This is a genomic window from Cedecea sp. B1(4) (assembly GCF_059414925.1).
Genome location: NZ_JCAHMZ010000008.1, coordinates 122,124 through 144,685, shown reverse-complemented (window position 1 = coordinate 144,685; position 22,562 = coordinate 122,124). Strand labels below are relative to the sequence as shown.

The 22,562-nt window shown below is 56.3% G+C and carries 27 protein-coding genes; 6 read left to right on the top strand and 21 right to left on the bottom strand.

Going from position 1 to position 22,562, the window contains the following annotated elements; translation table 11 throughout:
- The first annotated feature begins 1 nt into the window (after window position 1).
- The 3 genes from ilvN to ACR6JA_RS17810 all read left to right on the top strand — a co-directional run bounded on the left by ilvN (window position 2) and on the right by ACR6JA_RS17810 (window position 1,128).
- Window positions 2-298: an acetolactate synthase small subunit gene (ilvN, locus tag ACR6JA_RS17820; protein WP_008454697.1), complete on the top strand. Its 297-nt coding sequence runs from the start codon at window positions 2-4 to the stop codon at window positions 296-298.
- 208 nt (window positions 299-506) lie between these two features.
- Window positions 507-836 (top strand): type II toxin-antitoxin system RelE/ParE family toxin, encoded by a 330-nt coding sequence (locus ACR6JA_RS17815; protein WP_213713241.1) that lies wholly within the window; start codon window positions 507-509, stop codon window positions 834-836.
- A complete protein-coding gene (locus ACR6JA_RS17810; RefSeq protein ID WP_008454699.1) occupies window positions 826-1,128 on the top strand; it encodes an addiction module antidote protein in 303 nt (100 codons plus the stop codon). Before ACR6JA_RS17815 ends, ACR6JA_RS17810 begins: the two co-directional genes overlap by 11 nt.
- Window positions 1,129-1,135: 7 nt before the next feature.
- Here ACR6JA_RS17810 and lldD read toward each other — a convergent pair whose 3' ends face one another.
- The 4 genes from lldD to ACR6JA_RS17790 all read right to left on the bottom strand — a co-directional run bounded on the left by lldD (window position 1,136) and on the right by ACR6JA_RS17790 (window position 5,369).
- Window positions 1,136-2,278 (bottom strand): FMN-dependent L-lactate dehydrogenase LldD, encoded by a 1,143-nt coding sequence (gene lldD / locus ACR6JA_RS17805; protein WP_008454700.1) that lies wholly within the window; start codon window positions 2,276-2,278, stop codon window positions 1,136-1,138.
- On the bottom strand, window positions 2,275-3,063 hold the full coding sequence (gene lldR / locus ACR6JA_RS17800) for a transcriptional regulator LldR (RefSeq protein ID WP_494494048.1): 789 nt from the start codon (window positions 3,061-3,063) through the stop codon (window positions 2,275-2,277). Before lldR ends, lldD begins: the two co-directional genes overlap by 4 nt.
- Window positions 3,060-4,715 carry an L-lactate permease gene (gene lldP, locus ACR6JA_RS17795; protein WP_494494049.1) on the bottom strand — a complete coding sequence of 552 codons (1,656 nt, stop codon included), beginning with the start codon at window positions 4,713-4,715 and terminating at the stop codon, window positions 3,060-3,062. Before lldP ends, lldR begins: the two co-directional genes overlap by 4 nt.
- A gap of 258 nt (window positions 4,716-4,973) precedes the next feature.
- On the bottom strand, window positions 4,974-5,369 hold the full coding sequence (locus tag ACR6JA_RS17790) for a (R)-mandelonitrile lyase (RefSeq protein WP_311887712.1): 396 nt from the start codon (window positions 5,367-5,369) through the stop codon (window positions 4,974-4,976).
- A gap of 157 nt (window positions 5,370-5,526) precedes the next feature.
- Between ACR6JA_RS17790 and ACR6JA_RS17785 the strand changes: the two genes are divergently transcribed.
- Window positions 5,527-6,420 carry a LysR family transcriptional regulator gene (locus ACR6JA_RS17785; protein ID WP_494494050.1) on the top strand — a complete coding sequence of 298 codons (894 nt, stop codon included), beginning with the start codon at window positions 5,527-5,529 and terminating at the stop codon, window positions 6,418-6,420.
- Between the two features lie 251 nt (window positions 6,421-6,671).
- Here ACR6JA_RS17785 and ACR6JA_RS17780 read toward each other — a convergent pair whose 3' ends face one another.
- The 16 genes from ACR6JA_RS17780 to ACR6JA_RS17705 form a co-directional block, all read right to left on the bottom strand.
- Entirely contained in the window at window positions 6,672-7,139 is a 468-nt protein-coding gene (locus ACR6JA_RS17780; RefSeq protein WP_250153500.1) for a DoxX family protein, read from the bottom strand.
- A gap of 22 nt (window positions 7,140-7,161) precedes the next feature.
- A complete protein-coding gene (locus ACR6JA_RS17775) occupies window positions 7,162-7,908 on the bottom strand; it encodes an HvfC/BufC family peptide modification chaperone (RefSeq protein WP_494494051.1) in 747 nt (248 codons plus the stop codon).
- The gene (bufB, locus tag ACR6JA_RS17770; RefSeq protein WP_494494052.1) at window positions 7,905-8,741 is read right to left on the bottom strand and encodes an MNIO family bufferin maturase; all 837 of its coding nucleotides are present in this window, start codon (window positions 8,739-8,741) and stop codon (window positions 7,905-7,907) included. The genes ACR6JA_RS17775 and bufB overlap by 4 nt, the downstream gene beginning before the upstream one ends.
- Before the next feature lie 16 nt (window positions 8,742-8,757).
- On the bottom strand, window positions 8,758-9,024 hold the full coding sequence (locus ACR6JA_RS17765; RefSeq protein WP_008460533.1) for a BufA1 family periplasmic bufferin-type metallophore: 267 nt from the start codon (window positions 9,022-9,024) through the stop codon (window positions 8,758-8,760).
- 91 nt (window positions 9,025-9,115) lie between these two features.
- Window positions 9,116-9,883, bottom strand: a complete 768-nt coding sequence (locus ACR6JA_RS17760) for an alpha/beta fold hydrolase (protein WP_494494053.1) — start codon at window positions 9,881-9,883, stop codon at window positions 9,116-9,118.
- Window positions 9,884-9,915: 32 nt separating this feature from the next.
- Complete coding sequence (locus ACR6JA_RS17755) at window positions 9,916-10,179, bottom strand: YdgH/BhsA/McbA family protein (protein WP_494494054.1); 264 nt, start codon at window positions 10,177-10,179, stop codon at window positions 9,916-9,918.
- Between the two features lie 210 nt (window positions 10,180-10,389).
- The gene (fdnI, locus tag ACR6JA_RS17750; RefSeq protein ID WP_494494055.1) at window positions 10,390-11,055 is read right to left on the bottom strand and encodes a formate dehydrogenase-N subunit gamma; all 666 of its coding nucleotides are present in this window, start codon (window positions 11,053-11,055) and stop codon (window positions 10,390-10,392) included.
- The gene (fdxH, locus tag ACR6JA_RS17745) at window positions 11,033-11,917 is read right to left on the bottom strand and encodes a formate dehydrogenase subunit beta (RefSeq protein WP_494494056.1); all 885 of its coding nucleotides are present in this window, start codon (window positions 11,915-11,917) and stop codon (window positions 11,033-11,035) included. Before fdxH ends, fdnI begins: the two co-directional genes overlap by 23 nt.
- A gap of 11 nt (window positions 11,918-11,928) precedes the next feature.
- A complete protein-coding gene (gene fdnG, locus ACR6JA_RS17740) occupies window positions 11,929-14,976 on the bottom strand; it encodes a formate dehydrogenase-N subunit alpha (protein WP_494494057.1) in 3,048 nt (1,015 codons plus the stop codon).
- A 234-nt stretch (window positions 14,977-15,210) separates the two neighbouring features.
- A complete protein-coding gene (locus ACR6JA_RS17735; protein WP_008460543.1) occupies window positions 15,211-15,462 on the bottom strand; it encodes a DUF1158 family protein in 252 nt (83 codons plus the stop codon).
- Window positions 15,463-15,571: 109 nt separating this feature from the next.
- A complete protein-coding gene (locus ACR6JA_RS17730) occupies window positions 15,572-16,294 on the bottom strand; it encodes a dienelactone hydrolase family protein (protein ID WP_213713266.1) in 723 nt (240 codons plus the stop codon).
- A 217-nt stretch (window positions 16,295-16,511) separates the two neighbouring features.
- Complete coding sequence (locus tag ACR6JA_RS17725) at window positions 16,512-16,955, bottom strand: DUF1330 domain-containing protein (RefSeq protein ID WP_494494058.1); 444 nt, start codon at window positions 16,953-16,955, stop codon at window positions 16,512-16,514.
- 11 nt (window positions 16,956-16,966) lie between these two features.
- On the bottom strand, window positions 16,967-17,848 hold the full coding sequence (locus ACR6JA_RS17720) for an alpha/beta fold hydrolase (protein ID WP_494494059.1): 882 nt from the start codon (window positions 17,846-17,848) through the stop codon (window positions 16,967-16,969).
- A complete protein-coding gene (locus tag ACR6JA_RS17715; RefSeq protein ID WP_213713272.1) occupies window positions 17,832-18,173 on the bottom strand; it encodes a GIY-YIG nuclease family protein in 342 nt (113 codons plus the stop codon). The genes ACR6JA_RS17720 and ACR6JA_RS17715 overlap by 17 nt, the downstream gene beginning before the upstream one ends.
- Window positions 18,166-18,750, bottom strand: coding sequence for a DUF2239 family protein (locus tag ACR6JA_RS17710; RefSeq protein ID WP_494494060.1), 585 nt, complete (start codon window positions 18,748-18,750; stop codon window positions 18,166-18,168). Before ACR6JA_RS17710 ends, ACR6JA_RS17715 begins: the two co-directional genes overlap by 8 nt.
- Window positions 18,751-18,839: 89 nt before the next feature.
- Window positions 18,840-19,769, bottom strand: a complete 930-nt coding sequence (locus ACR6JA_RS17705) for a LysR substrate-binding domain-containing protein (protein ID WP_213713277.1) — start codon at window positions 19,767-19,769, stop codon at window positions 18,840-18,842.
- Between the two features lie 178 nt (window positions 19,770-19,947).
- Here ACR6JA_RS17705 and ACR6JA_RS17700 point away from each other — a divergent pair, with 178 nt between their 5' ends.
- Both ACR6JA_RS17700 and ACR6JA_RS17695 read left to right on the top strand, forming a co-directional pair.
- Window positions 19,948-20,553 (top strand): ankyrin repeat domain-containing protein, encoded by a 606-nt coding sequence (locus ACR6JA_RS17700; RefSeq protein ID WP_213713278.1) that lies wholly within the window; start codon window positions 19,948-19,950, stop codon window positions 20,551-20,553.
- 49 nt (window positions 20,554-20,602) lie between these two features.
- Window positions 20,603-21,988 carry an amidohydrolase family protein gene (locus tag ACR6JA_RS17695; protein WP_213713280.1) on the top strand — a complete coding sequence of 462 codons (1,386 nt, stop codon included), beginning with the start codon at window positions 20,603-20,605 and terminating at the stop codon, window positions 21,986-21,988.
- Between the two features lie 44 nt (window positions 21,989-22,032).
- On the opposite strand, the gene uspG is transcribed toward ACR6JA_RS17695, so the two are convergent.
- Window positions 22,033-22,464: a universal stress protein UspG gene (uspG, locus tag ACR6JA_RS17690; protein WP_494494061.1), complete on the bottom strand. Its 432-nt coding sequence runs from the start codon at window positions 22,462-22,464 to the stop codon at window positions 22,033-22,035.
- Window positions 22,465-22,562 lie beyond the last annotated feature (98 nt).

Below are 22,562 nucleotides of genomic sequence, written 5' to 3'. Positions count from 1 at the left end.
CATGCAGCAATCTATCACTAAACAATCCACCGTCATTCTGGAACTCACGGTGCGCAACCACCCGGGCGTGATGTCACATATCTGCGGCCTGTTTGCCCGCCGCGCATTTAACGTGGAAGGCATTCTCTGTTTACCGCTGCCGGAAGGCGATCAGAGCCGCATCTGGCTGCAGGTAGCAGACGATCAGCGGCTGGAGCAGATGGTCAGTCAGGTCGATAAGCTGGAGGATGTGGTGCAGATCATTCGCCACGCCGATGACCCAGGCATCTTTAACCGCCTGACCGCATTTGTGCAGTAAATAAACCAGGGGCTTTCAGGCATATTTTTGAAAGCCCCGCGCCAGGATGAATAACTCCCCGGAAGCCGTGCCGCAAACCCCGCATACCAAAGAACGATTTCAACCAACCTCAAGCAAGAATTCGTTAGCCTGCCCTGAGAAAAATAAGCGCGATTAAATTTTGTTCGTGCTTACCCGTTGCTTTAAAGCTACACTCAGGGAGTCAAGGATGTACATGATTACGTTCTTCAAAACGACAGAAGGAAAAACGCCGTTCAAAGCATGGCTAAAGGCGTTAAAAGATGCGAGGGCAAAAACCAAAATAGTCATGAGGATCGACCGACTTTGCTTTGATAACCCTGGCGATCATAAACCCTGTGGACAGGGCGTATGGGAAATGCGCATCGATGAAGGGCCTGGCTATAGGGTGTACTACGCCCAGGACGGCAAAGCAGTCTGGCTGCTACTGGCGGAGGGAGATAAACGCAATCAACAGGCGGATATCGAACGTGCAAAAGAATGGTGGCTTGAACATCAAGGGAGAAAAAATGAAATTTAGCGAATTTGATCAAACGGTTATTGATATGCTCCGCGATGATCGTGCCTTCGCCGTGGAGTACCTGAAAGAAGCTTTTATTGGGCTGGACGGTGACGACGGCGAAGCGGTGTTTCTCATTGCCATGCGTCGGCTGGTAGAAGCCAGAGGTGGCTTTACGGAGATTGCCAGAGCGGCAAACCTAAACCGTGAAACGCTGTACCGCACGCTGTCGGAGCGTGGAAACCCCACCATCAAAACCACCAAAAAGGTTCTGCACGCGGTGGGGATTCATTTTTCAGAGATTGCGGGCTGACCGTACGCTATAAACCCTGGCGAACCAGCAGGTCAGGGGTAATTTCGGCAATGGACTTCGCGCCGGTGAGCGTCATCGCCACGCGCATCTCTTTCTCCATTAAGTTCAGCAGATTGCTAACGCCAGCCTCACCATGAGTGGCGAGTGCATACAGGAAAGCGCGCCCCAGCAGCACAGTATCAGCGCCAAGCGCAATCATACGTACCACGTCCAGACCATTGCGGATGCCGCTGTCCGCCAGAATGGTAAGATCGCCTTTTACCGCGTCGGCAATGGCGGGCAGGGCGCGGGCGGAAGAGAGCACGCCGTCCAACTGGCGGCCACCGTGGTTAGACACCACGATCCCGTCGGCGCCGAAGCGCACCGCATCGCGAGCATCTTCCGGGTCGAGGATCCCTTTAATCACCATTGGGCCGTCCCAGAATTCGCGGATCCACTCCAGATCTTTCCATGAAATGGACGGATCGAAGTTATTGGCCAGCCAGCCAATATAATCCTCCAGCCCGGTTGGTTTCCCGAGATAGGTGGAAATATTGCCCAAATCGTGAGGGCGGCCATTTAGGCCAACGTCCCATGCCCACTGCGGGTGCGTCATCGCCTGGAAATAGCGGCGCATCGCGGCATTAGGGCCGCTCATGCCTGAGTGAGCATCACGATAGCGCGCCCCTGGCGTCGGCATATCGACGGTAAATACCAGCGTGGAGCACCCGGCGGCTTTCGCTCTCTCCAGCGCGTTGCGCATAAAACCGCGATCTTTCAAAACATACAGCTGGAACCACATCGGGCGGTTAATCGCCGGTGCGACTTCTTCAATCGGGCAAACGGACACTGTCGACAGGGTAAAAGGAATGCCTTTTGCTGCGGCAGCTTTTGCAGCCTGAACTTCTCCCCGGCGGGCGTACATCCCGCAAAGCCCCACAGGGCCGAGGGCGACGGGCATAGAGAGCGTTTCGTTAAACAACCGGGTTTCCAGGCTCAGCGCCGACATGTTTTTCAGCACGCGCTGCTTCAGCGCAACCTGCGCCAGATCTTCCACGTTGCGCTTCAGCGTATGCTCGGCATAGGCCCCGCCGTCAATGTAGTGGAATAAAAAAGGCGGCAGAATGCGCTCGGCGGCGGCACGGTAGTCGGTTGCTGCGGAAATAATCATCGTTTCTTTTCCCTTATTTCATCACTTGCTTCATCCGGGAGGCGGGTAATGCGTGCCTGACGGGCTTCGTCTTCCTGCAGAGTTTTGATGGTGGTGTGGACGTAGCCGAGGTGCGACTGGGCGGCTCGCCTTGCGCGCTCGGCGTCTCCGGCCAGAATCGCCTGCAATAATTCGTCGTGCTGCTCGGTTAGCCCGGCAAAAATGGCCGGGACGGTGTACATGCGCTGTCGGCTATGCAGCACCGAAGATTGCAGCAGGTCGAAGAACCCGCGCATGGTTTGCAGCAGCACGATATTGTGGGAGGCTTCGGCAATCGCCAGGTGAAACCTGACGTCGGCCTGGGCGGCTAAATCCGGGTCATCGCTCTCTTTAAATTTGAGCGTGGCATCGAAGCAGGCGATCAGCTTTTCTTTGTCGGCCTGCGTCGCCCGCATGGCGGCGTACCAGGCCGTACTGCCTTCAATGGAGTGCCTCGCTTCGAGGATATCCAACTGGTAATTAGGATCGCCCTCAACCAGCGTTTTCAGCGGCTGTACGATGCGCTGTTCCGACCATTGTTCGGTCTGGTAGCGCAGATAAGTACCGCCGCCGCGCCGGCTGGCCAGCACGCCTTCGCCAATCAGCTTTTGAATCGCCTCGCGTAAAATCGAGCGCGAACAGCCCAGTTCGGCAGCCAGCTGGCGTTCGGCGGGCAACCGCATGCCCGCCTCCAGGTTACATTCTTCAATCAGCGCCTTAACACGCTCAACCATCTGGTCGGCAAGGCGTGGCACAGCTTGGGTCATGGGATCATCCAGGTTAAAACATAGGCCTGCAGCGTGGTAATTACCCCCACCATGCAGGTGAAAATCAGGCTGTGCTTCACGGTGAAGCGGAACAGGTCTGACTCTTTCCCGACCAGCCCCACCGCCGCACAGGCAATGGCTATCGACTGCGGCGAAATCATCTTCCCGGTCACGCCGCCGGTAGTATTGGCCGCCACCAGCAGAAGGTCCGACACGCCAATCTGCTGCGCGGTCGTGGCCTGCAGCGCGGCAAACAGTGCGTTAGACGAGGTATCCGACCCGGTAAGGAACACGCCCAGCCAGCCAAGGAACGGCGAGAAGAAAGTAAAGGCGTGGCCGGTATGCGCCAGCGCCAGGGCCAACGTCGCCGACAGCCCGGAATAGTTGGAGATAAAAGCAAACGCCAGCACCATGCCAATGGAGTAAATCGGCAGCGCCAGCTCCTTGAGCGTTTCACCAAAAGTGACCAGCGCCGCTTTCGGCTTCATGCGCAGGTAAACAATTGAGATCAGCGCCGCGACCAGGATTGCCGTGCCGGTGGCTGACAGCCAGTCGAACTTAAACACCGCGGCGTAAGGCGCACTGGCGGTAACGACCGGCGGCATTTTGGCGACCAGGTTATCCAGGAACGGCACGGAGAAATTATAGACCCAGTCCGCCATCGCGCCGCCTTTGGCGAACAGCGCTTTAAACGGCGGAATGCTCCACAGCGTGACCGTGGCCGTTAAAAACAGGAACGGCATCCAGGCTTTGACAATCTGCCCGGTCGTGTATTTCTGCGCAGACTGCGCCTGCACGGTTGCAGCCGCGTTCTCGCTATCAAAGCGGAAAATACGCACCGGCTTCCAGACCCGCAGGAACGCCGTCAGGCACACCAGCGACACCAGCGAAGAGATGATGTCCGGCAGCTCGGGGCCGATAAAGTTAGAGCTGAGATACTGGGCGATAGCAAACGAGCCGCCTGCTACGATTACCGCCGGCCAGGTCTCTTTGATTCCGCGCCAGCCGTCCATAATCGCCATGATCCAGAACAGCACAATGATCGTCAGGAACGGTAACTGGCGACCCACCATCTGGCCGATTTCGAAACTGTCCAGGCCGGTAACCTGACCGGCAACGATAATGGGGATCCCCATCGCGCCGAAGGCCACCGGCGCGGTGTTCACTATCAGGCACAAACCTGCGGCGTACAGCGGCTTAAACCCGAGACCGACCAGCAAGGCTGCGGTAATGGCAACCGGCGCCCCAAACCCGGCAGCCCCTTCCAGAAATGCGCCGAAAGAGAAACCGACGATCAGCATTTGCAGGCGCTGGTCCGGCGTGATCGACAGGATAGAGGAGCGAATAATGTCGAACTGCCCGGTTTTGACCGAAATTTTGTAGACAAACACCGCGGCCACAATAATCCAGGCGATGGGCCACAGGCCGTAGAAGAACCCGTACACCACCGAGGCAAGCGCTCGCTCCACCGGCATGCGGTATAAAAACAGGGCAACCAGCAGGGCGATAAATACCGTGATCGTTGCTGCTTTGTAGCCCTTCATCCGCAGCTTAATCAGCGCGAAGAAGAAAAACAGAATAGGGAGCGCGGCAATCAGGCTCGACAGCCAGATATTCCCGAGCGGGTCGTAGAGTTGGGGCCAGACTTGCATGCAGGTGTTCTCCAGGGTGAGGCGTTTATCGTTTTTTATTAGATTGGTAGGACCAATTTTGCTTTGTAGAGCAAATGATGGCTAATGGTTAACCTTGTGTTAACTAATGGCAACGGTATGGTGAGTGTTTATCAGAGTTTTGTAGAAAAGGGCACGTTTTTAGTCAGATTGGTAGGACCAAAAAACTGCTCTTCCTGGCGGGAGAGCAGTGAAGGGAGAAAGCGATTGCCGGGGGGATGACAACGCAGGGTTTGCGGCTTATTTTTTGTATTGCTCGTCACTGACTTTTTCCAGCCACTCAACGGGGCTGCCGTTTAAGGACTCCGCTATGGCGATATGCGTCATTGCCGTCTCCGGCGATGCGCCATGCCAGTGTTTAACGCCCTCAGGTATCCATGCGATATCGCCCTGATTCAGCTCCTGAATTTCTTCGCCCCATGCCTGAAGCCAGCCTCGCCCCTGGGTGACTATCAGCGTCTGGCCGAGAGGATGAGTATGCCAGGCCGTGCGAGCCCTCGGCTCAAAGGTGACAATTGCTCCGCCAACGCGGGCGTTTTCAGTGCCGCTAAAAGGCGAATCAATGCGTACTGTGCCAGTGAAATAATTCTCTGGGCCCTGCTGTGAAGGTTGTGAACCGCTGCGGATAATTTTCATCAAATGCTCCAGTCGATAAAGTCATCATTCGTTGTCATACGGTAGTCCCGAACGCTGGAGAGAACTAGCCAGGGAAAAGTACAAGAGCTTATGAATCCAGTTCATTAATCTCGCTATACTGGGGATATTCTGTTCCTTAGTGAGGCTTGTTTCGGCCATGCTGAAAGAAAATTTCAACGATCTAATGTCATTTATTGAAGTGGCACGCGAGCGCAGTTTTACCCGAGCGGCGGCAAAGCTTGGCGTGTCCCAGTCCGCGCTCAGCCACGCGATTCGTGGTCTTGAGGAGCGTCTTCAACTGCGTTTACTGACCCGCACCACGCGCAGCGTCGCGCCCACTGAAGCCGGTGAAAAGCTGCTTGCCAGCCTGTCGCCTCGCTTTGCCGATCTTGAAAACGAGCTGGTTGCGTTGAGTGAAATGCGCGCGCTGCCGGCGGGCAACATTCGGCTCAATGCAGCCGAACACAGCATGCAATCGGTTTTATGGCCGGTGTTGAAAACTTTCCTGGTCGACTACCCGGACATCAATGTAGAAATCAGCGTGGATAACGCCCTGACCGATATTGTCAGCGGGCAGTTCGACGCCGGGATTCGTCTCGGCGAGCAGGTGGCAAAAGATATGGTGGCCGTGCGCGTTGGCCCGGAGCTTACTATGTCGGTCATTGGTTCTCCGGCCTATTTTGCGAAACATGGCTACCCGGCGATGCCGCAGGATCTCCAGCAGCATAATTGCATCAATATGCGGCTGCCTACCCTGGGAGGACTGTATGCGTGGGAATTCGAAAAGGACGGGCGCGAGCTGAAAATTCGCGTGGATGGGCAACTAACGTTCAACAGCCTGCGCCAGCGCATTGATGCGGCGATGCAAGGTCTCGGCCTGGCATTTGTGCCGAGCGACACGGTTTCCGATGAGCTTGCCGAAGGGCGGCTGGTCCGGGTTCTGGAGTCCTGGTGCAAACCTTTCCCCGGTTATTACCTTTACTACCCCAGCCGTAAGCAGCACACGACCGCGTTCTCCCTGCTGGTGGAGGCGCTGAGATACTCTTCCTGAGCCGTTGGTGATAAGCGGATTTTATTCTGGTTCAGCGACATCAAAGCCCGAAGACGCGCAGACCCTTTTCCTGGCCCACTTCGTAACTCATTGATTTATCCATTCAGCAGAGTCGTGTCCCAAAAAGGACAGGAAGGAGAAAAGAGACAGCTTTATCAGTTTCAACAAGGCGTTAGCTGTGAAAAGCTCTTGCTCACTGCCGTACAGGCAGCAGGCGAGGCGCGATAGATGAAGTGCCTCGCCTGTTTTTCTCATACCAGCCTCAGAACCCTGTCCAGCGACCAGCGGCCAGCGCCACGGGCGATAACCAGCAGCAGTAATCCGCCCCAGATCAGGTGCGTGGGCCATGCGTCCGGGTAGACAAAAATTTCAATCACCAGGGTCATAAACAGCAATCCCGTTGCAGCGAAGCGTGAAAACAAACCAAGCACCAGCAGAACAGGGAAAGTATGTTCGGCCAGCGTGGCCAGGTGCGCGGCGATATCATAGGGGATAAGCGGCAGCGCATATTCGGTACGGAACAGCTCGTAGGTGGACGGTTTTAGCGTCATAAACCCCGTTACTTTTGTGCGGCCAGAAAGGAAGAACACGGCGGCAACGCCCACGCGGGCTACCAGCAACAGCAAGTTGTCGCCAACGCCTCCCTCGATGCGATCCCAGAATCTATTCCATAGCGCTCTCACGCCTTGTTCTGTCATTTGTTGTTCAGATACTTTCATTATTTAGCCTCAAAAGGTGTGATTAAAATGCGGCGAACACGCCGCTACTAAGCAGGTTGCTGAAAAAAGGGCCGAGGGCGAGGGCTGGCTCGGCAGCCAGGGCCTGTTCGCTAGCCTGATCGAGGGTCGTCCCCAAGCGGCAGGCAGTCAGGAAGACCGCTCCGCCCTGGCTTAAGGGTTCGGCAAAAATGCGCTGTTGGCGGCGAACCAACAGAGCGCCTTCGCCCTGCCAGTGAATCGTCTCCGGCGCGGCGGTTTGTTCGCGGTTGAATGCCCAGAGCGTGAACACCGGCAGCGTGGGATGCCAGTACCAGCGAACGCTGTCCCGCAGCCGTAATGATGTGGTGCCCAAGGTATCCTCCGTGGTGTTTGCCAGTGCATGCACGTCCAGCGGGGCCGAGGCCGGGGCACAAAACACCTCCAGCCACAGCTTGTCCAGCTCGGCCACGGCGCTTAAATAAGTCAGTTCTCTGGCCGGAGGATAAGCGCTAATAAAGGCGGGGAAGGCGTCGCCATAGCGAACCAGTTCACCTTCGTATGGGGGGCGTTCAAGCGCATAGCCGCGCGCCATTTCACGGAAAAAGTCGGTGCCGGTAAGCCTGGATACGCTGGGGAAGTTAGCTTTCAGGGCGTCAACGCAGGCTTTGATCACGCTGTTGCGATAAACGTCAAGGCCGGGCTGAGTCTGGAAATGGCTAAGTTCGGGGCGGGCTTCGCCATATAACAGGCCAATAAATGCCTCGTGGTAGCGGCTTAACTGAGTGCTCATACGGCGGCTCCCATTGTGTCGAGGATACGCTGGGCACGCTGCTGTTCGGCCAGCAACATGTTAAACGCAGGCAGATTGTCATCCCGTTCAATAAGCGTGGGTTTTGCTCCCGCCCGCTGAATCAGTTGCGTATACAGCCGCCAGACCTCCTCGGATATCGACTGGTCGTGGCTGTCGATCAGTAAATCGCTGCCCCCTTCGTCGGAGCTAAAGCCCGCCAGGTGGATCTCAGTCACACGTTCGACCGGGAAACAGCTCAGCCAGGCTGCGGCCTCAAAGCCGAGGTTGTGGGCGCTGAGCCAGACGTTGTTCAGATCCAGCAGTAGGCCACACCCACTCCGGCGGCTGACTTCGTCGAGAAATTCGATTTCATCCCATTCGTGTTCCGGCATCTGCAAATAGTGCGTAGGATTTTCCAGTGAAATCTGGCAGCCCAGCGTGTCCTGCGTGCGGTTAATGTTGTCGATAACGCGGTGCATCACCCGTGTTGTCCTCGGCACCGGCAGCAGGTCAGGATAATAAATCCCGTTCCAGCGCGACCAGGCGAGGTGCTCGGAAACAAGCGCTGGTTTGATGTCAGTCACTAGCGCTTTTAGCTGTGCGAGCAGTTGGGCGTCCGGTGGTTCGTCACCGGCCAGTGAAAGCGAAACGCCGTGCAGCGAGATCGGGTGTTGCTGGCGGATGGCCGCCAGCCACTCTCTGCGCGGGCCACCCGCCATGAGATAATTTTCACTGTGAACCTCGAACCAGAGAGAGGATGGACTGGCCCAGGCGTCGGCGTAATGCTCGGGCTTAAGGCTTAATCCGGCGCCTAAAGAGTGTGTCATCGTCATGGGAGTGGCCCTTTGATTAGCCTTCGGTCAGCGAGCCGTGGCCATTCGGCGTCTGGATCGCGGTGCAGGTCCCCGCTGGCACCATTTTGTAGGCATTTTTCTGGTAATCGACTTTGGAGGTTCCCGCGCAGGTGGTACCGGCGCCGGCCTTGCAGTCGTTGTCTGCGGCTTTGGCAATGCCAAAACAGCGCTCAAGGTTTGGCCCGGTTAATTCAGCGGCAAAGGATGCCGCACTGAAAGAAACCAAAGACAGGGCAATCGCGGACATAGCAATACGGTTCATCGTGTTCTCCAGATAATTAAAATGAATTTAGGGACGGCAATAATCGGCTATTTATTGAGAGCGTTATTTCCTCCTCATTGAATAAGACGCATTAATTTCCCGACGTAATGTTCACGGCTTTAAATATCGTGCGGGCGACATTTTTCGGGTCGTACAGCATCGGCACATGGCTGACCGGTAACTCGATGACGTGGGCGTGAATTTTCTTCGCCATTGCTCGCTCCAGTTCCGGGTTGATCATCCGGTCATTGCTGCCGACCAGGAACCAGCTCGGTTTCTGCTGCCAGGCAGCGGTAGTCACTTTTTCGGTAAAGCTTGCGGCGGCGATTGGCATCTGGGTGATGCCAATAATGTTCTGTGCTTCAGGCGTCGCATCCTGGGCAAAATCGGTGGCGACGGCCTTCGGATCGAGGCTCAGGAAGCCGTCCGCGCCCTTGATGATTTTTGCGCTGCCGGGCGGGGCAGGGAAGCTGTTCACCAGGTCAGCTGTGGACTGGCCGGGCGACGGCGCAAAGGCGTTGATGTACACGAGGCCTTTCACTTTCGGATCGTTACCCGCCTCGGTAATCACCGTCCCGCCCCAGGAATGGCCAACCAGAATAACGTCGCCTTTGGCTCGGGCGATGGCGCGTTTGGTCGCCGCCACGTCATCTGCCAGTGAAGTTAACGGGATCTGCGCAGTGATAATTTCGTAGTGCCGCGTTTGCAGAGGCGGAATCACCTGCTCCCAACTGCCGGTCGCGTCGGCGAAGGCACCGTGCACTAACACGATGGTGTGCTGAGTTTCCGCCTGGGCGGCAAATCCGGTCATCAGGCCAGCCGCAGCCAGTGCCAGCAGCGTTTTACGCGTGGGTTTCATCTTCTTTTCCTGTTTTAGGGGGAGGGAGTCAATCAGCGGTAAATATCGGCACTGCCGAAGTAGCTGTTGTTGCCGCCGGCGGAGACTACTCGCCAGGCACTGGCCCCGGCTTTTTCAGCTTTTGCCGCCAGTTTTTCATTGAGCTGGTCGAGAGACAGCGTGGTGCTATCGCTTTCTGTGACGGTGCCAATTTTGACCAGGCCCTGAGCGCTGTGGACTTCTTTGGCAGCTAAGGCAGGCGCTACAGCAGCGGCCAGGACGAGCGGGAGAATAACGTTGCGGAACAGTTTCATCATAAGCCTCACATATCGGGTCGTTGAATACGTTGCCGCCTGAAGGTGGCGGATGCGCTTATTTAACGCCTGGTTTGTATGTGGGCTGTGTCAGAGGGAAGGGGATTTGTTTTGTTGTTTAGCCGTGGGCGGTGTGGATACAAAACAACACAATTCTATTGTGCTGAGCCGGGATAACCCCTCTCCCCGAGCGGGAAGAGGGGAAGCGAGCGGTTATTTTATGCCTTCCCGGCTCTCTTTTTTGGCTTCTTCGGCCTCGATGGCGCGATACCAGCGAGGGTGGTGCTTCTTCGCCCAGCGGCGGCTGACTTTGCCGACGATCATGCCCTTAATCGATCCTTTCACCCAAAACGCCATGTACATATGGATCAGGATGGCGTGGATCAAAATAATGGCTGAAGCGGCGTGGATAAGCAGGCTGTAGCGAATCATCCACATTGGGAAGTAGTGCGCAAACCAGGGCCGCCAGATAATAATCCCGGTCACCAGCAGCACGAAGATCATGCTCATGATGCTCCAGAACATCATTTTCTGCCCGGCGTTGTATTTGCCCACGTCCGCCACTTTATGCTCGTTGCCTTTCAGCACCTCAACAATGCCCTTCAGCCAGGGAAGATCCTGCTTGTCGGGAATGTTGTGATGCACGAAGCGCACGAACATAAACATCAGCGCCACAAAGATAGCCACGCCGAAGAACGGATGCAGAATGCGCCCCATCTGCGGCGTGCCGAAGGTTTCCGTCAGCCATTGCAGCGTCGGGAAGAACAGGGCAATGCCGGACAGCGACACGAGGAAGAAGCAAATCACTACCGTCCAGTGGCAGGCACGGTCGATGAATTTGGTTCTGACGATCATCTTACTCATGCTTGTCCTCCTCATCTTCGTCCACCTCTTCGTTCGGCCCGATCCCGACATAGTGGAAAATCAGGGCCGCGAAGGTAGCAACAAACCCGGCAGCCGAGAGCGGCTTCAGAATGCCTTTCCACAGGTTGATTGGGGTATCAATCTTCGGCTCTTTCGGCAGGTTGTGGTACAGCTCCGGCTGGTCCGCGTGGTGCAGCACGTAAACGACGTGCGTGCCGCCCACGCCCTGCGGGTTGTAAACGCCCGCATGTTCAAAGCCGCGTTTTTTCAGCTTCTCAACGCGCTGCTCTGCCATGTCCAGCATCTCTTTGCGAATACCAAAGCGAATCGCACCTGTCGGGCAGGTTTTCACGCAGGCAGGTTCTTGGCCTACGCTAACGCGGTCAACGCACAGGGTGCATTTATACACGCGGTTATCGTCCTTGTTCAGGCGAGGGATGTTGAACGGGCAGCCCGCGATGCAGTAGCCGCAGCCGATGCAGTGCTCGGACTGGAAGTCCACGATGCCGTTGGCGTACTGAATAATTGCCCCAGCGGACGGGCAGGCCTTGAGGCAGCCCGGATCTTCGCAGTGCATACAGCCGTCTTTGCGGATCAGCCATTCCAGCTTGCCGTTTTCACGAGTTTCTGAAAAACGCATCAGCGTCCAGGACTTGGCGCTCAGGTCGGCGGGGTTGTCGTATATCCCCACACAGTGGCCGACTTCGTCGCGGATATCGTTCCACTCCGAGCAGGCCACCTGGCAGGCCTTGCAGCCGATACAGCTTGTGACATCGATGAGCTTGGTGACTTCTTCCTTGAAGTCACGTGCTTGCGGCGGCGGGGTGAAGCTGTTGGTCGCCGAGCGTTTGATAATATCCTGAGATTGCATGGACATTGTTTCCTCCCTTACGCCTTCTCAATGTTGACCAGAAACGCCTTGTACTCCGGCGTTTGCGAGTTGGCGTCACCTACCGACGGCGTCAGGGTGTTGGCGAGATAGCCCTTGCGGGCCACGCCTTCAAAGCCCCAGTGCAGCGGGATCCCGATGGTTTCGATTTCCTGGCCGCCCGCCTGCAGGGTTTGCAGGCGTGGCGTCACCACGGCCACGGCTTTAATAAAGCCGCGTTTGCTGCTGACTTTCACCCGATCGCCGTGCGCAATGCCTTTCGCTTTCGCCAGCCCTTCGCTTATTTCTACGAACTGTTCCGGCTGCACGATGGCGTTCAACCGCGCGTGCTTGGTCCAGGTGTGGAAGTGCTCAGTCAGGCGATAAGTGGTGCCGACATACGGGAACTGCTGCCTGTTACCCATGCGTTTAGCGTCCGCTTCGTACAGGCGCGCCGCCGGGTTGGAAACCACTTTCGGGTGCAGCGGGTTGGTGCCCAGCGGCGTTTCAAACGGTTCGTAGTGCTCCGGGAACGGCCCTTCGGCAAGTTTGTCGAGGGCAAACAGACGGCCCAAACCTTCCTGCTGCATGATGAACGGCCCGACGCCGCTGTCCGGGGCGGCGGTGCTGAAGTCCGGGATATCGTTCCCGACCCATTTCGTACCGTTCCACTCAATCAGCATACGTTTGGCGTCCCACGGCTTGCCCTGCAGATCTGCCGAGGCGCGGTTGTATAACACGCGGCGGTTCATCGGCCACGCCCATGCCCAGCCCAGCGTATTACCCAGCCCGGACGGATCCGCGTTGTCGCGGTTTGCCATCTGGTTGCCTTTACTGGTCCAGCTTCCGGCGTAAATCCAGCAGCCGGAAGCCGTGGAGCCGTCATCACGCAGCAGCGCGAAGGAATCAAGCAGTTGGCCTTTTTTCGCCAGCAGGTTGCCGTTGGCGTCAAACAGATCTTCCAGCGCGTAGCCGTTGCTCTCCTGAGCGACTTCTTCGGACTCGGGATGATCGGGCTGCTCGTAGTGCCAGCGCATTTTCATCAGCGGCTCAATACCTTTGCCGCCTTCGGCCTGGTACATCTGGCGCAGCCGGTGGTAAAGTCCGGCAAGGATCTCCCCGTCATTCAGCGCTTCACCCGGCGCATCCGCGCCTTTCCAGTGCCACTGCAGCCAGCGGCCCGAGTTGGCGATGGAGCCATCCTCTTCCGCAAAGCAGGTGGACGGCAGGCGGAACACTTCGGTCTGGATTTTCGCCGGGTCAACGTCGTTCATCTCGCCGTGGTTTTGCCAGAAGTTGGAGGTTTCCGTCACCAGCGGGTCGATAACCACCATGTACTTCAGCTTGCTCAGGCTGGCGACAACCTTGTTTTTATCCGGGAATGAGGCGACAGGGTTAAAGCCCTGGCACAGGTAGCCGGTGACGAGGTTGCGATCCATCATGTCGAAGTACTTCAGCACGTCGTACGCCTGATCCCACTTCGGCAGCCAGTCAAAGCCCCAACCGTTCTCTTTGTGCGCGTTGTCGCCGTAGAAGGTTTTCATCAGGCTGACGAAGAACTTCGGATAATTCCCCCAGTAGTTCACCTGGCCCGGCAGCGTCGCTTTTGGCGTGTTGGCGGCCAGGTAACCGTCGAGCGTGGTTTGCTTGTCGGACGGTAAAGAGAGGTAGCCCGGCAGGCTGGTGGACAGCAGGCCGAGGTCGGTCAGGCCCTGAATGTTGGAGTGGCCACGCAGCGCGTTGACGCCGCCGCCCGCCATTCCCATATTGCCGAGCAGCAGCTGGATCATCGCCATGGTGCGGATGTTTTGCGCGCCCACGGTGTGCTGAGTCCAGCCCAGCGCGTACAGGAACGTAGTTGTGCGATCGACTGCGCTGGTGGAGGCCAGCACTTCACAGACTTTGAGGAAATCTGCCTGCGGCGTGCCGCAGATATGCTCGACGACGTCCGGCGTGTAGCGGGAAACGTGCTCTTTGAGCAGGTTCCAGACGCAGCGCGGGTCGGTTAGCGTGTCATCTCGCTTCGCAAAGCCGTTTTCGTCGAACTGATAATTCCAGGTGGTTTTATCGTACTGGCGCTTTTCTTCGTCGTAGCCGCTGAACAGGCCATCTTCGAAGCTAAAGTCCTCACGCACCAGCAGGGCCGCGTTGGTGTAGTGTTTGACGTATTCGGCGTTGATTTTGTTATTGGAGATCAGGTACAGAATCACGCCCGACAGGAAGGTAATGTCGGTGCCGGAGCGGATCGGCGCGTAAATGTCCGCCACCGATGCCGTGCGGGTGAAGCGCGGATCGACCACGATCAGCGTGGCGTCGTTGTTGTTTTTGGCTTCCATCGCCCAGCGGAAACCGACCGGGTGGGCTTCAGCGGCGTTACCGCCCATCACCATCACCACGTTGGCGTTTTTGATATCAACCCAGTGGTTGGTCATCGCACCGCGACCAAATGTTGGAGCAAGACTTGCTACCGTTGGTCCGTGTCAGACGCGCGCCTGGTTATCTACCGCCAGCATGCCCAGCGAGCGGGCAAACTTCTGGGTTAACATGCCGGTTTCGTTGCTGGCCGCCGAGGCGCACAGCATCCCGGTAGAAAGCCAGCGATTAACCGTCACGTTCTGTTCATTTTTCTCGATGAAGTTGGCATCGCGGTCGTCTTTCATCAGGCGGGCAATACGGGAGAACGCCTCGTCCCAGCTGATGCGCTGCCATTTGTCTGACCCAGGCGCACGGTATTCTGGGTAACGCAGACGATTATCGCTGTGAATGTAGTCCAGCAGCCCCGCGCCTTTCGGGCACAGCGCGCCGCGGTTGACCGGATGATCCGGGTCCCCTTCGATATGGAAAATGCTGGATTTGGCATTTTTCGAGCCATCCCCGAGGCTATACATCAATAAACCACAGCCAACAGAACAGTAAGTACAGCTATTGCGAGTCTCTTTTGCACGCAGCAGCTTGTAGTTGCGCGTTTCCGCCAGAGCGGCTTTTGGGGCAAAGCCCAGCACCGCCGCTGTTGTACCTGCCATTCCGCCGGCGCAGATTTTGAAAAACTTCCTGCGACTGACGTTCATCGTCACCTCATTGTTACGACGTTTTTAGTGCGGGCGAAAATAGCAGCTATAGCCATTCAGATATTGCGTGAAATCAATTCGATAAACATTGGGTAGGTGATTACCCCTTTAGTATTAGTGGTTATTTGACGGAGATAACACTGGCGTGTGCCTGGGACAGAGAAAAGGGGAGTAAAGCGGCGTGGTTAGAGGCGGTGCCGTTTATCAGGGAAACGGCACGCGGCAGGCGTTGAGTCAGATGCGGGTGATTGTGAACCAACGGCGCCAGATAAAGCGCAGCAGATAATATTCAATGGTGCCCAAAGCGAGGAACCAGATGCAGAACAGGATCACGTAAAGCTGGCTAAGGTCGACCAGGTGGAAAGTGTCGATCAGTTTTTGTGCCAGCGTCAGCGTTAACGCCGGGGCCGGGAGCAGCAGGCATGACAGAAAGGCCAGCAGCAAAATGCCGCCCGCGCTCAACAGCGCTTGATGTGGATGGTTCATGACGTTGTTAGCCTGAAGTTAAAAGGCTATTGTCCGGGAAAGTGTACCCGGGTGTAAACCATTTGAGAAAGGGTAAAAAAGCGGCCCCTGCGAACAGAGGCCATCATCATCAGTTAAAAACGTTTTGCAGCAGCGTGTACATCTGGGTGAAAGCGCGTTTTGCCACTTCCGGGTGGTATTTCGCGACGCCTTCAACGTTCGCGCCCGGGTCCGTAAACGAGTGCACGGCACCGGCGTAGCTTACCAGCTGCCAGTCTACCGATGCGGCGTTCATTTCGCTGACAAACTCGCTCAGCTGCTCGCGCGGCACCAGCGGATCTTCCGCACCGTCCAGCACCAGAATAGAGGCTTTGATCTCTCCGGCGGCGTGGGTTTTTAGGGTATTCAGCGTGCCGTGGAAGGAAACAGCCGCTTTGATATCCGCGCCGCTTCTTGCGAGCTCCAGCGCGCAGTGCCCGCCGAAGCAAAAGCCCGCTACCGCCAGTTTGCTGCCGTCGACGGCGGCAATTTTCTGCGTGGCAAGCGTGTCTAACGCGGCCTGCATACGGCCTACTTCCGCCGGGGTGTCCTTCACGCCCATCATCAGGGCACCGGCTTCATCGGCGTTGGTAGGGCGCTTGCCCTGGCCGTAGAGATCGGCGACTAGCACGACATAGCCCTGGGCGGCGATCCCTTTGGCCTGTTCAACCGCTCCAGCGCTCACGCCCATCCAGTTGGGAGCGATCAGGATGCCGGGCCGCGCAGCGCTTTGGTTTTCCTGGTAGACCAGTACGCTTTCAAAGGTTTGATTCTCGACTTGATAAGTAATGGTTGTTGAAATAATTTCTGACATCAGAATTAACCCCTAAATAAAATTTATTGGTCGGCAGGTGAAGTTTAATTAATTTCATATTGCTAACAAATTAGCAATTTATTAAATTTACAAGCGCATGAAATGCTATTTAATTTAATTTAAAAAACGTTTATTTGTTAGCGATAAATAATTTATGTGAATAATTGTAATTAACGATGTTCGGGTAGGGAATATCCATTCTATCTCCAGGCCTTATTCACATTAGGGCATCACGCTGCGTCATCGGTAACAGGCGAGAGTCTTCCAGCGCCGCCGTGCGATGGCCAATTCCCTGCATACAAGCTTCATTATTCGCGAAGGCCAGAAAAGCTTCGGCACTGCTCTGCCGCACGAGCATGGTGCAGTCCCAGCGTTCATCCTGCGGGCCAATCAGCCAGCTGTCTGCGGCGCCAAAGAAAATAATGTCCCCGCCGCTTTGGCGTAAAAACGGCAGCGTGTGCTGTATATAGCGCTGAAAAGCTTCCGCGCCGCTAATCGGGCTAAGCGGCATTAATTCCGGGGTGGCCGAGTAATCCGCCATTGCCCTAAAACGCAGGAGGTTGAGCATATAAACCTCCCCGGAAATTTGTTTCATCACAAAATGTCGCGCGGCCTGCGGGGTGGGCTGCAGGTAAGGCGTCGTGTTTGAGGACGTGACCATAATTTTTCCTGTTATTTTCCAGCGGCAAAATGAGCGAGAAGCAGAGAGGCCACGTCTTCTTCCAGCGCAGGAGGAATTTCATGCCCCATGCCTGCAATGAGCTGCAATTTTGCGGCGGGGATCGTCACGGCAATGTCCTGCCCGGCTTCTACGGGGAAGAGGGGATCGTGAGTGCCGTGAAGCACCAGCGTGGGGGCTACGATCTGTTTTATCTCCTGACGAAGATCGCCTGTGGCCGCCATCGCTGCAATCTGACGCAGCATGCCTGGCATAGAACTGGCGCGCGCCAGCGAGGTTTGTAGCAGCGCCGTGTAGTACTCCTCGTCAAACGGGAGGTACGTTGAGGCAATGCGCCTGAAGAACGCGAGCTGCTGCTCAAGCCAGGCGCTTTGGTGCGAATGCGGATCGGGCTTCGGCCCCATTAGCATTGCCATCACATCCGGGGCCGGAGGCGGGAGCTGAGGATTGCCCGTGCTGGACATGATAGCGCACAGAGACAGCGTTTTTTGCGGAAATTGCGCGGCAAACAGCTGGGCAATCATGCCGCCCATAGAGCGCCCAACAATGTGCGCCGCCGGAATACCGGCGTTGTCTAGCGTGAGGACAACGTCCGCCGCCATGTCCCGGAGCGTATAGGCGATGGGGATCCTTTGGCCCAGGGAGAGCGCCTGTAGGTCGGGCACGCCCGCGTGGTTCAAGGAGGGGGACAGTCCGCAGTCGCGATTATCGGCCCGTAAAACATAGAAACCTGCGTCGGCCAGCCGCTGGCAAAAGCGCTGCGACCAGCTGATGCACTGGCTTCCCAGCCCCGGCAGCAGGACTATTGCCGGGTGCTTTTTTTCACCGAAGCCGTCGAAGTAGAGGGAGACCGGCAGGTTAGTAGCTGTGTTCATGGGCGATCCTCAGTTTTTGCTGCCAGGCTTCCAGCAGATTTTCCAGCGCGGCTTTAGCGTTTTGCTCATCCGGCTTGACCTTTTCAAGCACGGTGAACTCGAAAGCGGACTCGCCATACTGGTTCCAGGCCAGCTGCAGCGCCTTATTGCGGTGCTGCCCGAACTTCAGTTCAAACTGATGGCGGTTTAACACACCCTGAGCGTTTGCGGCGCTGGCGAGCAGCTTATGTCCGGTTTGCGTATTGGCTATCAAATAGATGCCCGCCGTGGTTGGGCTGTCTTTATAGCTCTGCTTCAGATCTTTTTTGTTTATTGTCTCAGTCATTTTTTGGACTCCTGCTTCCAAAAGCTAACGTTGCCGCATAGCGGCGAATATCCTGCGGCCAGCCTGCCATCGCGGCGTTGAAGGCCGTTTCGTCATCGGCAAACAGCGCGCGCAGGCAAGTTTCATACTCCGGCAGATCGCCCGCTACCTCGTGCATAAACTGGTAGGCGCTTTCGTGCCTGCGGCGCTTGTTGTCCGCCGGCTCGCTGGCTTTTCTGGCCTGTTCGATCAGTCGACGTAAGGTTGCAGAAGCGCCGCCCGGCTGCGTGGCTAGCCACTCCCAGTGGCGGGGCAGCAGGGTGACCTCCTTCGCCGATACGCCAAGCTTAGGCCTGCCGCGAGTTTTAACCGCAGCGGTCTCTTCGGTTAGCTGTTCGGCCAACTCCGGGTAAGCTGCGATGGCGCTGGCTTCATCCCCGTGGGCGTGGATATCCAGCCGTTTGCCGGTCTGGTCATTGAAGATAAACACCGACTCGTTACCGATTGGCGTGGCCTTTAGCTGCCGCAACAGTTCGTTCAGGTTGCCGTGGGCAATCAACTGCCGCTGCATAAAGGCGGTAAGGGTGACAGAAGACATGGGGGATCTATTTTATCCGGGTAAAAATAGTAGCCTATCGGGGTAGCCCGATCTTGTCAATTATACCCGGGTAAAATAGGTGGGAGAGGTCAGGCCTGGTGCATCAAGTCCTGATACAGCTCTGCGAGCACGCCGCCGGGGCGAAATTGCTGTTTGATCCATCGAGTAACCTGGCCTGTCGCCGCGTGCTGAGTGGCAAGCAACATGCGGGAATGCTGGCGTGGGTTATGGACCTGGCGGGTCACCAGCAGGCCGTTTTCTACCTCGCGACGCGCCATGTAATCCGGCAAAAAACCGATGCCGTCACCTAAAATCTGGCACTGACATTTAGTCGGGAAGTCCGGTACCACCACGGATTCCTGACCGTGCAGCAGCCAGCCCACTTTTTTATTAATGGTGGAGGCGGTGTCTTCCACCATGATATTCGGGTACAGCCTGAGTTGGCTTTCCGGGATGGGTTCCTGTGCCGTGGCGAGGGGGTGATTTGGCGCGATGGCGAATGCCCAGTGGATGACGCCAATTTCCGTGTAGTCAATGCCGCCCCCGCCCAGCAGCGCATCCGGCGCGCCGATAGCAATATTTACCTGATTGTTGAGCATCGCGTCCCAGACGCCGTTGTACACCTCGGTGGTGACGGCAATCTGGCAGCCTGGGAACTGCTTTTTCAAAATATTCAGCAGCCTGGCCGTGTGGTGAGGCGTGTACAGCAGATGGTTAATGCAGATCCTGACTTTCGCTTCAATGCCCTGCGAAATAGTCTCAATGCCCCGCCGGATCCCTTGAAAATCATTCAACAAGTCGCTGGCCTTGCGGTAGAGATAGATCCCGGATTCGGTCAGCTCAATGCTGCGGGTGTTGCGGATAAACAGCGGCGCATCGAGCCACGTTTCCATGCGTTTTATGGTGTAGCTGATGGCGGAGGTGGTCACGCCCAGCTCTTCGGCAGCCCGGCTGAAGCTGCCGTAGCGGGCGGCGCAGGTGAAGGCCTGCAGGTTCTCTTCGGTAAAGATGGAGTGCATTCCGGGCTCCCTTCAATGACGCGTGGTGCGGGGAGTTTGACACATTCTGACAAAGATTATTAAAACACATTCAACAATAGCGGCATCAGCGATGAATCTTTTTTAAGCGGATGTTTTTCCCGCCAGGGCGTTGTTATTCTCGAATTTCGGCCATAACCGCGAACGACAGGAGAACATGATGTCTGACAACGAGCTGATAACCGGGTTTTTGACGGCGGCTTTGAAAGGAGATGCGTCAACGCTGAAAGCATGCCTGGCGCAGGGCGTGGATATTAACGTCACCAACCGGCAGGGCAGAACGGCCATCACCATCGCCAGCCTGAACCAAAAATATGACTGCGTGGCGCTGCTTATTGAGGCGGGTGTGGACATTAACCAGCAGGATGAAACCTGTTTTAATCCCTTCCTGATTAGCTGCCTGAATAACGATCTCAAGCTGTTGCGCCTGTTGCTACCCGCGAAGCCTGACCTGACTCGCTTAACGCGTTTTGGCGGGGTGGGCATTACGCCTGCCAGCGAGAAAGGCCACGTCGAGATTGTGCGCGAGCTGCTGGTGCATACCGAGATTAACGTCAACCACACCAACTTCCTCGGCTGGACGCCGCTGCTTGAGGCCATCGTGCTGAACGACGGCGGCAAAAAGCAGCAGGAGATTATCTCGCTGCTGTTGGAACACGGCGCCAACCCGCATATGACGGATAAGTACGGTAAAACTCCGCTGGAGCTGGCCGAAGAAAAAGGCTACCGAGAAATCGCTCAGTTGCTGAGAGACGCGAGCGCATAGCCGCTATATTCCTGACAACCACCATCACACTCTGGGTAGAAAAATAATAATGACTGAGATTGAGAAAAGCCGTCGCGATTTTATCAGCGGAGGCGGCAAAGTCGCCGCCGCCTGTGCGCTGTTTGGGGCTAGCGGCACCGCAGCCTGGGCCGCAAAAACACCCGCAACCGCCTGTGAGAGCAGCCGCCAAATGCATGCTATCAGCGAAAAACACTATTACCTCGACAATGTGCTGCTGGAAACCGGGTTTAATTATGAAGGCGAAACCGCCGTCAGTACCCGCACCGAACTGCACACGTTAGAAATCAAAGACGGCAAAATTGCGGCAGTTCGCGCCAATAAATCGCACCCTGACGGCACGCTGCACAGCTATGATGCCGGGAGTAAGCTGTTGCTGCCGGCGATGCGCGATATGCACATCCATCTGGACAAGACGTTCTATGGCGGCCCGTGGCAGGTACATAACCGCCCGGAAGGCACCACCATCATGGATATGATTGCCTACGAGCGTAAAATTCTGCCGGAGCTGCAGCCCTACACCCGCGAGCGCGCCGGAAAGCTTATCGATCTTATCCAGTCCAAAGGGTCGACGATTGCCCGCAGCCACTGCAACATTGAGCCGGTTTCCGGGCTGAAAAACCTTGAAAACCTGCAGGCGGTGCTGGCGGAAAGAAAGTCAGGCCTGAACTGTGAAATTGTGGCGTTTCCGCAGCATGGCTTGCTGCTTTCAAAATCTGAACCGCTGATGCGTGAAGCGATGCAGGCCGGGGCCCACTACGTAGGTGGTCTGGATCCAACCAACGTGGATGGCGCGATGGAGAAATCCCTCGATACCATGTTCCAGATAGCGCTTGATTACGACAAAGGCGTGGACATTCACCTGCATGAAACCAGCCCGGCGGGTGTGGCGGCGGTGAATTACATGGTGGAAACGGTTGAGAAAACCCCGCAGCTTAAGGGAAAACTGACCATCAGCCACGGTTTTGCGCTGGCGACCCTTACGCCGCAGCAGGTGGATGATATTGCCACGCGCATGGCAGCCCAGCAGATCAGTCTCGCTTCTACCGTGCCCATCGGGACTTTGCATATGCCGCTGAAGCAGCTCCAGCAAAAAGGCGTGCTGGTGATGACCGGCACCGACAGCGTGATCGATCACTGGTCGCCGTACGGGCTGGGCGACATGCTGGAAAAAGCCAACCTGTATGCGCAGCTCTACGTTCGCCCGAGCGAGTTTAGCCTGTCGCGTTCGCTGGCCATTGCCACCGGCAATGTTTTGCCGCTGGATGATAAAGGTAAACAGGTGTGGCCGAAGGCGCAGGATGAGGCGAGTTTTGTGCTGGTGGATGCATCATGCTCAGCGGAAGCGGTGGCGCGTATTTCGCCGCGTACCGCGACCTTCCATCAGGGCAATTTAGTCTGGGGAAGCGTGATTTAATGCGAGGTAGAATAGCCTGCAAAAGCAGGCTATTTATTGACACCTTACCGAACCACAAAGACCGGGAAGCGGGCATGGCGAATAATGCTGGAAGCGTTGGAGCCGAGCAGGTGAGTGGAAATAGACGGGTTCTTCGAACCGACAATGATCACATTCGCATGAATGTCCTGTGCGACTTCGTTCACTTCGTCCCTCACCGAGCCGTAGCGAATCTCCAGCACGACGCGTTCTTTCGGCAGTGAGAAGTGCCCGCGCAATTCTTCCATCTTTTCTTCGGCGTTTTTCTTCAGGTATTCGTCGAATTTACGGATGTCAGAGGAAAAACCGTGGGTATTAAACAGCGGAGATTTAGGCAGGACGTACAGAAGGTGGATTGTGCCCTCAGACTCTTTCGCCAGATATTCGGCATGGCGAATAGCTTTATCCGTGAGCTCCATTTCAAAAACATCCACCGGCATTAAGATGGTTTTATACATCGTTCAGCTCCTTTTGGTAACGTTTCAACCATTCTGGCACTAACGATGCGGTTTCGCCGTGATCTGGCGGGGAAATAAGGCATTTATCCCCTCGCCCT

Coding starts and splice junctions, on each gene's coding strand:
- ACR6JA_RS17815 (WP_213713241.1), top strand. CDS start 507: ATGTACATGATTACGTTCTTCAAAACGACAGAAGGAAAAACGCCGTTC.
- ACR6JA_RS17705 (WP_213713277.1), bottom strand. CDS start 19,769: ATGCACTCCATCTTTACCGAAGAGAACCTGCAGGCCTTCACCTGCGCC.
- ACR6JA_RS17735 (WP_008460543.1), bottom strand. CDS start 15,462: ATGAACCATCCACATCAAGCGCTGTTGAGCGCGGGCGGCATTTTGCTG.
- ACR6JA_RS17715 (WP_213713272.1), bottom strand. CDS start 18,173: ATGACTGAGACAATAAACAAAAAAGATCTGAAGCAGAGCTATAAAGAC.
- ACR6JA_RS17725 (WP_494494058.1), bottom strand. CDS start 16,955: ATGGTCACGTCCTCAAACACGACGCCTTACCTGCAGCCCACCCCGCAG.
- ACR6JA_RS17810 (WP_008454699.1), top strand. CDS start 826: ATGAAATTTAGCGAATTTGATCAAACGGTTATTGATATGCTCCGCGAT.
- lldD (WP_008454700.1), bottom strand. CDS start 2,278: ATGATTATTTCCGCAGCAACCGACTACCGTGCCGCCGCCGAGCGCATT.
- ACR6JA_RS17720 (WP_494494059.1), bottom strand. CDS start 17,848: ATGAACACAGCTACTAACCTGCCGGTCTCCCTCTACTTCGACGGCTTC.
- lldR (WP_494494048.1), bottom strand. CDS start 3,063: ATGACCCAAGCTGTGCCACGCCTTGCCGACCAGATGGTTGAGCGTGTT.
- ilvN (WP_008454697.1), top strand. CDS start 2: ATGCAGCAATCTATCACTAAACAATCCACCGTCATTCTGGAACTCACG.
- ACR6JA_RS17780 (WP_250153500.1), bottom strand. CDS start 7,139: ATGAAAGTATCTGAACAACAAATGACAGAACAAGGCGTGAGAGCGCTA.
- ACR6JA_RS17760 (WP_494494053.1), bottom strand. CDS start 9,883: ATGAAACCCACGCGTAAAACGCTGCTGGCACTGGCTGCGGCTGGCCTG.
- lldP (WP_494494049.1), bottom strand. CDS start 4,715: ATGCAAGTCTGGCCCCAACTCTACGACCCGCTCGGGAATATCTGGCTG.
- ACR6JA_RS17695 (WP_213713280.1), top strand. CDS start 20,603: ATGACTGAGATTGAGAAAAGCCGTCGCGATTTTATCAGCGGAGGCGGC.
- ACR6JA_RS17700 (WP_213713278.1), top strand. CDS start 19,948: ATGTCTGACAACGAGCTGATAACCGGGTTTTTGACGGCGGCTTTGAAA.
- ACR6JA_RS17710 (WP_494494060.1), bottom strand. CDS start 18,750: ATGTCTTCTGTCACCCTTACCGCCTTTATGCAGCGGCAGTTGATTGCC.
- bufB (WP_494494052.1), bottom strand. CDS start 8,741: ATGACGATGACACACTCTTTAGGCGCCGGATTAAGCCTTAAGCCCGAG.
- fdnI (WP_494494055.1), bottom strand. CDS start 11,055: ATGAGGAGGACAAGCATGAGTAAGATGATCGTCAGAACCAAATTCATC.
- ACR6JA_RS17730 (WP_213713266.1), bottom strand. CDS start 16,294: ATGTCAGAAATTATTTCAACAACCATTACTTATCAAGTCGAGAATCAA.
- ACR6JA_RS17765 (WP_008460533.1), bottom strand. CDS start 9,024: ATGAACCGTATTGCTATGTCCGCGATTGCCCTGTCTTTGGTTTCTTTC.
- fdxH (WP_494494056.1), bottom strand. CDS start 11,917: ATGTCCATGCAATCTCAGGATATTATCAAACGCTCGGCGACCAACAGC.
- ACR6JA_RS17755 (WP_494494054.1), bottom strand. CDS start 10,179: ATGATGAAACTGTTCCGCAACGTTATTCTCCCGCTCGTCCTGGCCGCT.
- ACR6JA_RS17775 (WP_494494051.1), bottom strand. CDS start 7,908: ATGAGCACTCAGTTAAGCCGCTACCACGAGGCATTTATTGGCCTGTTA.
- ACR6JA_RS17790 (WP_311887712.1), bottom strand. CDS start 5,369: ATGAAAATTATCCGCAGCGGTTCACAACCTTCACAGCAGGGCCCAGAG.
- ACR6JA_RS17785 (WP_494494050.1), top strand. CDS start 5,527: ATGCTGAAAGAAAATTTCAACGATCTAATGTCATTTATTGAAGTGGCA.
- uspG (WP_494494061.1), bottom strand. CDS start 22,464: ATGTATAAAACCATCTTAATGCCGGTGGATGTTTTTGAAATGGAGCTC.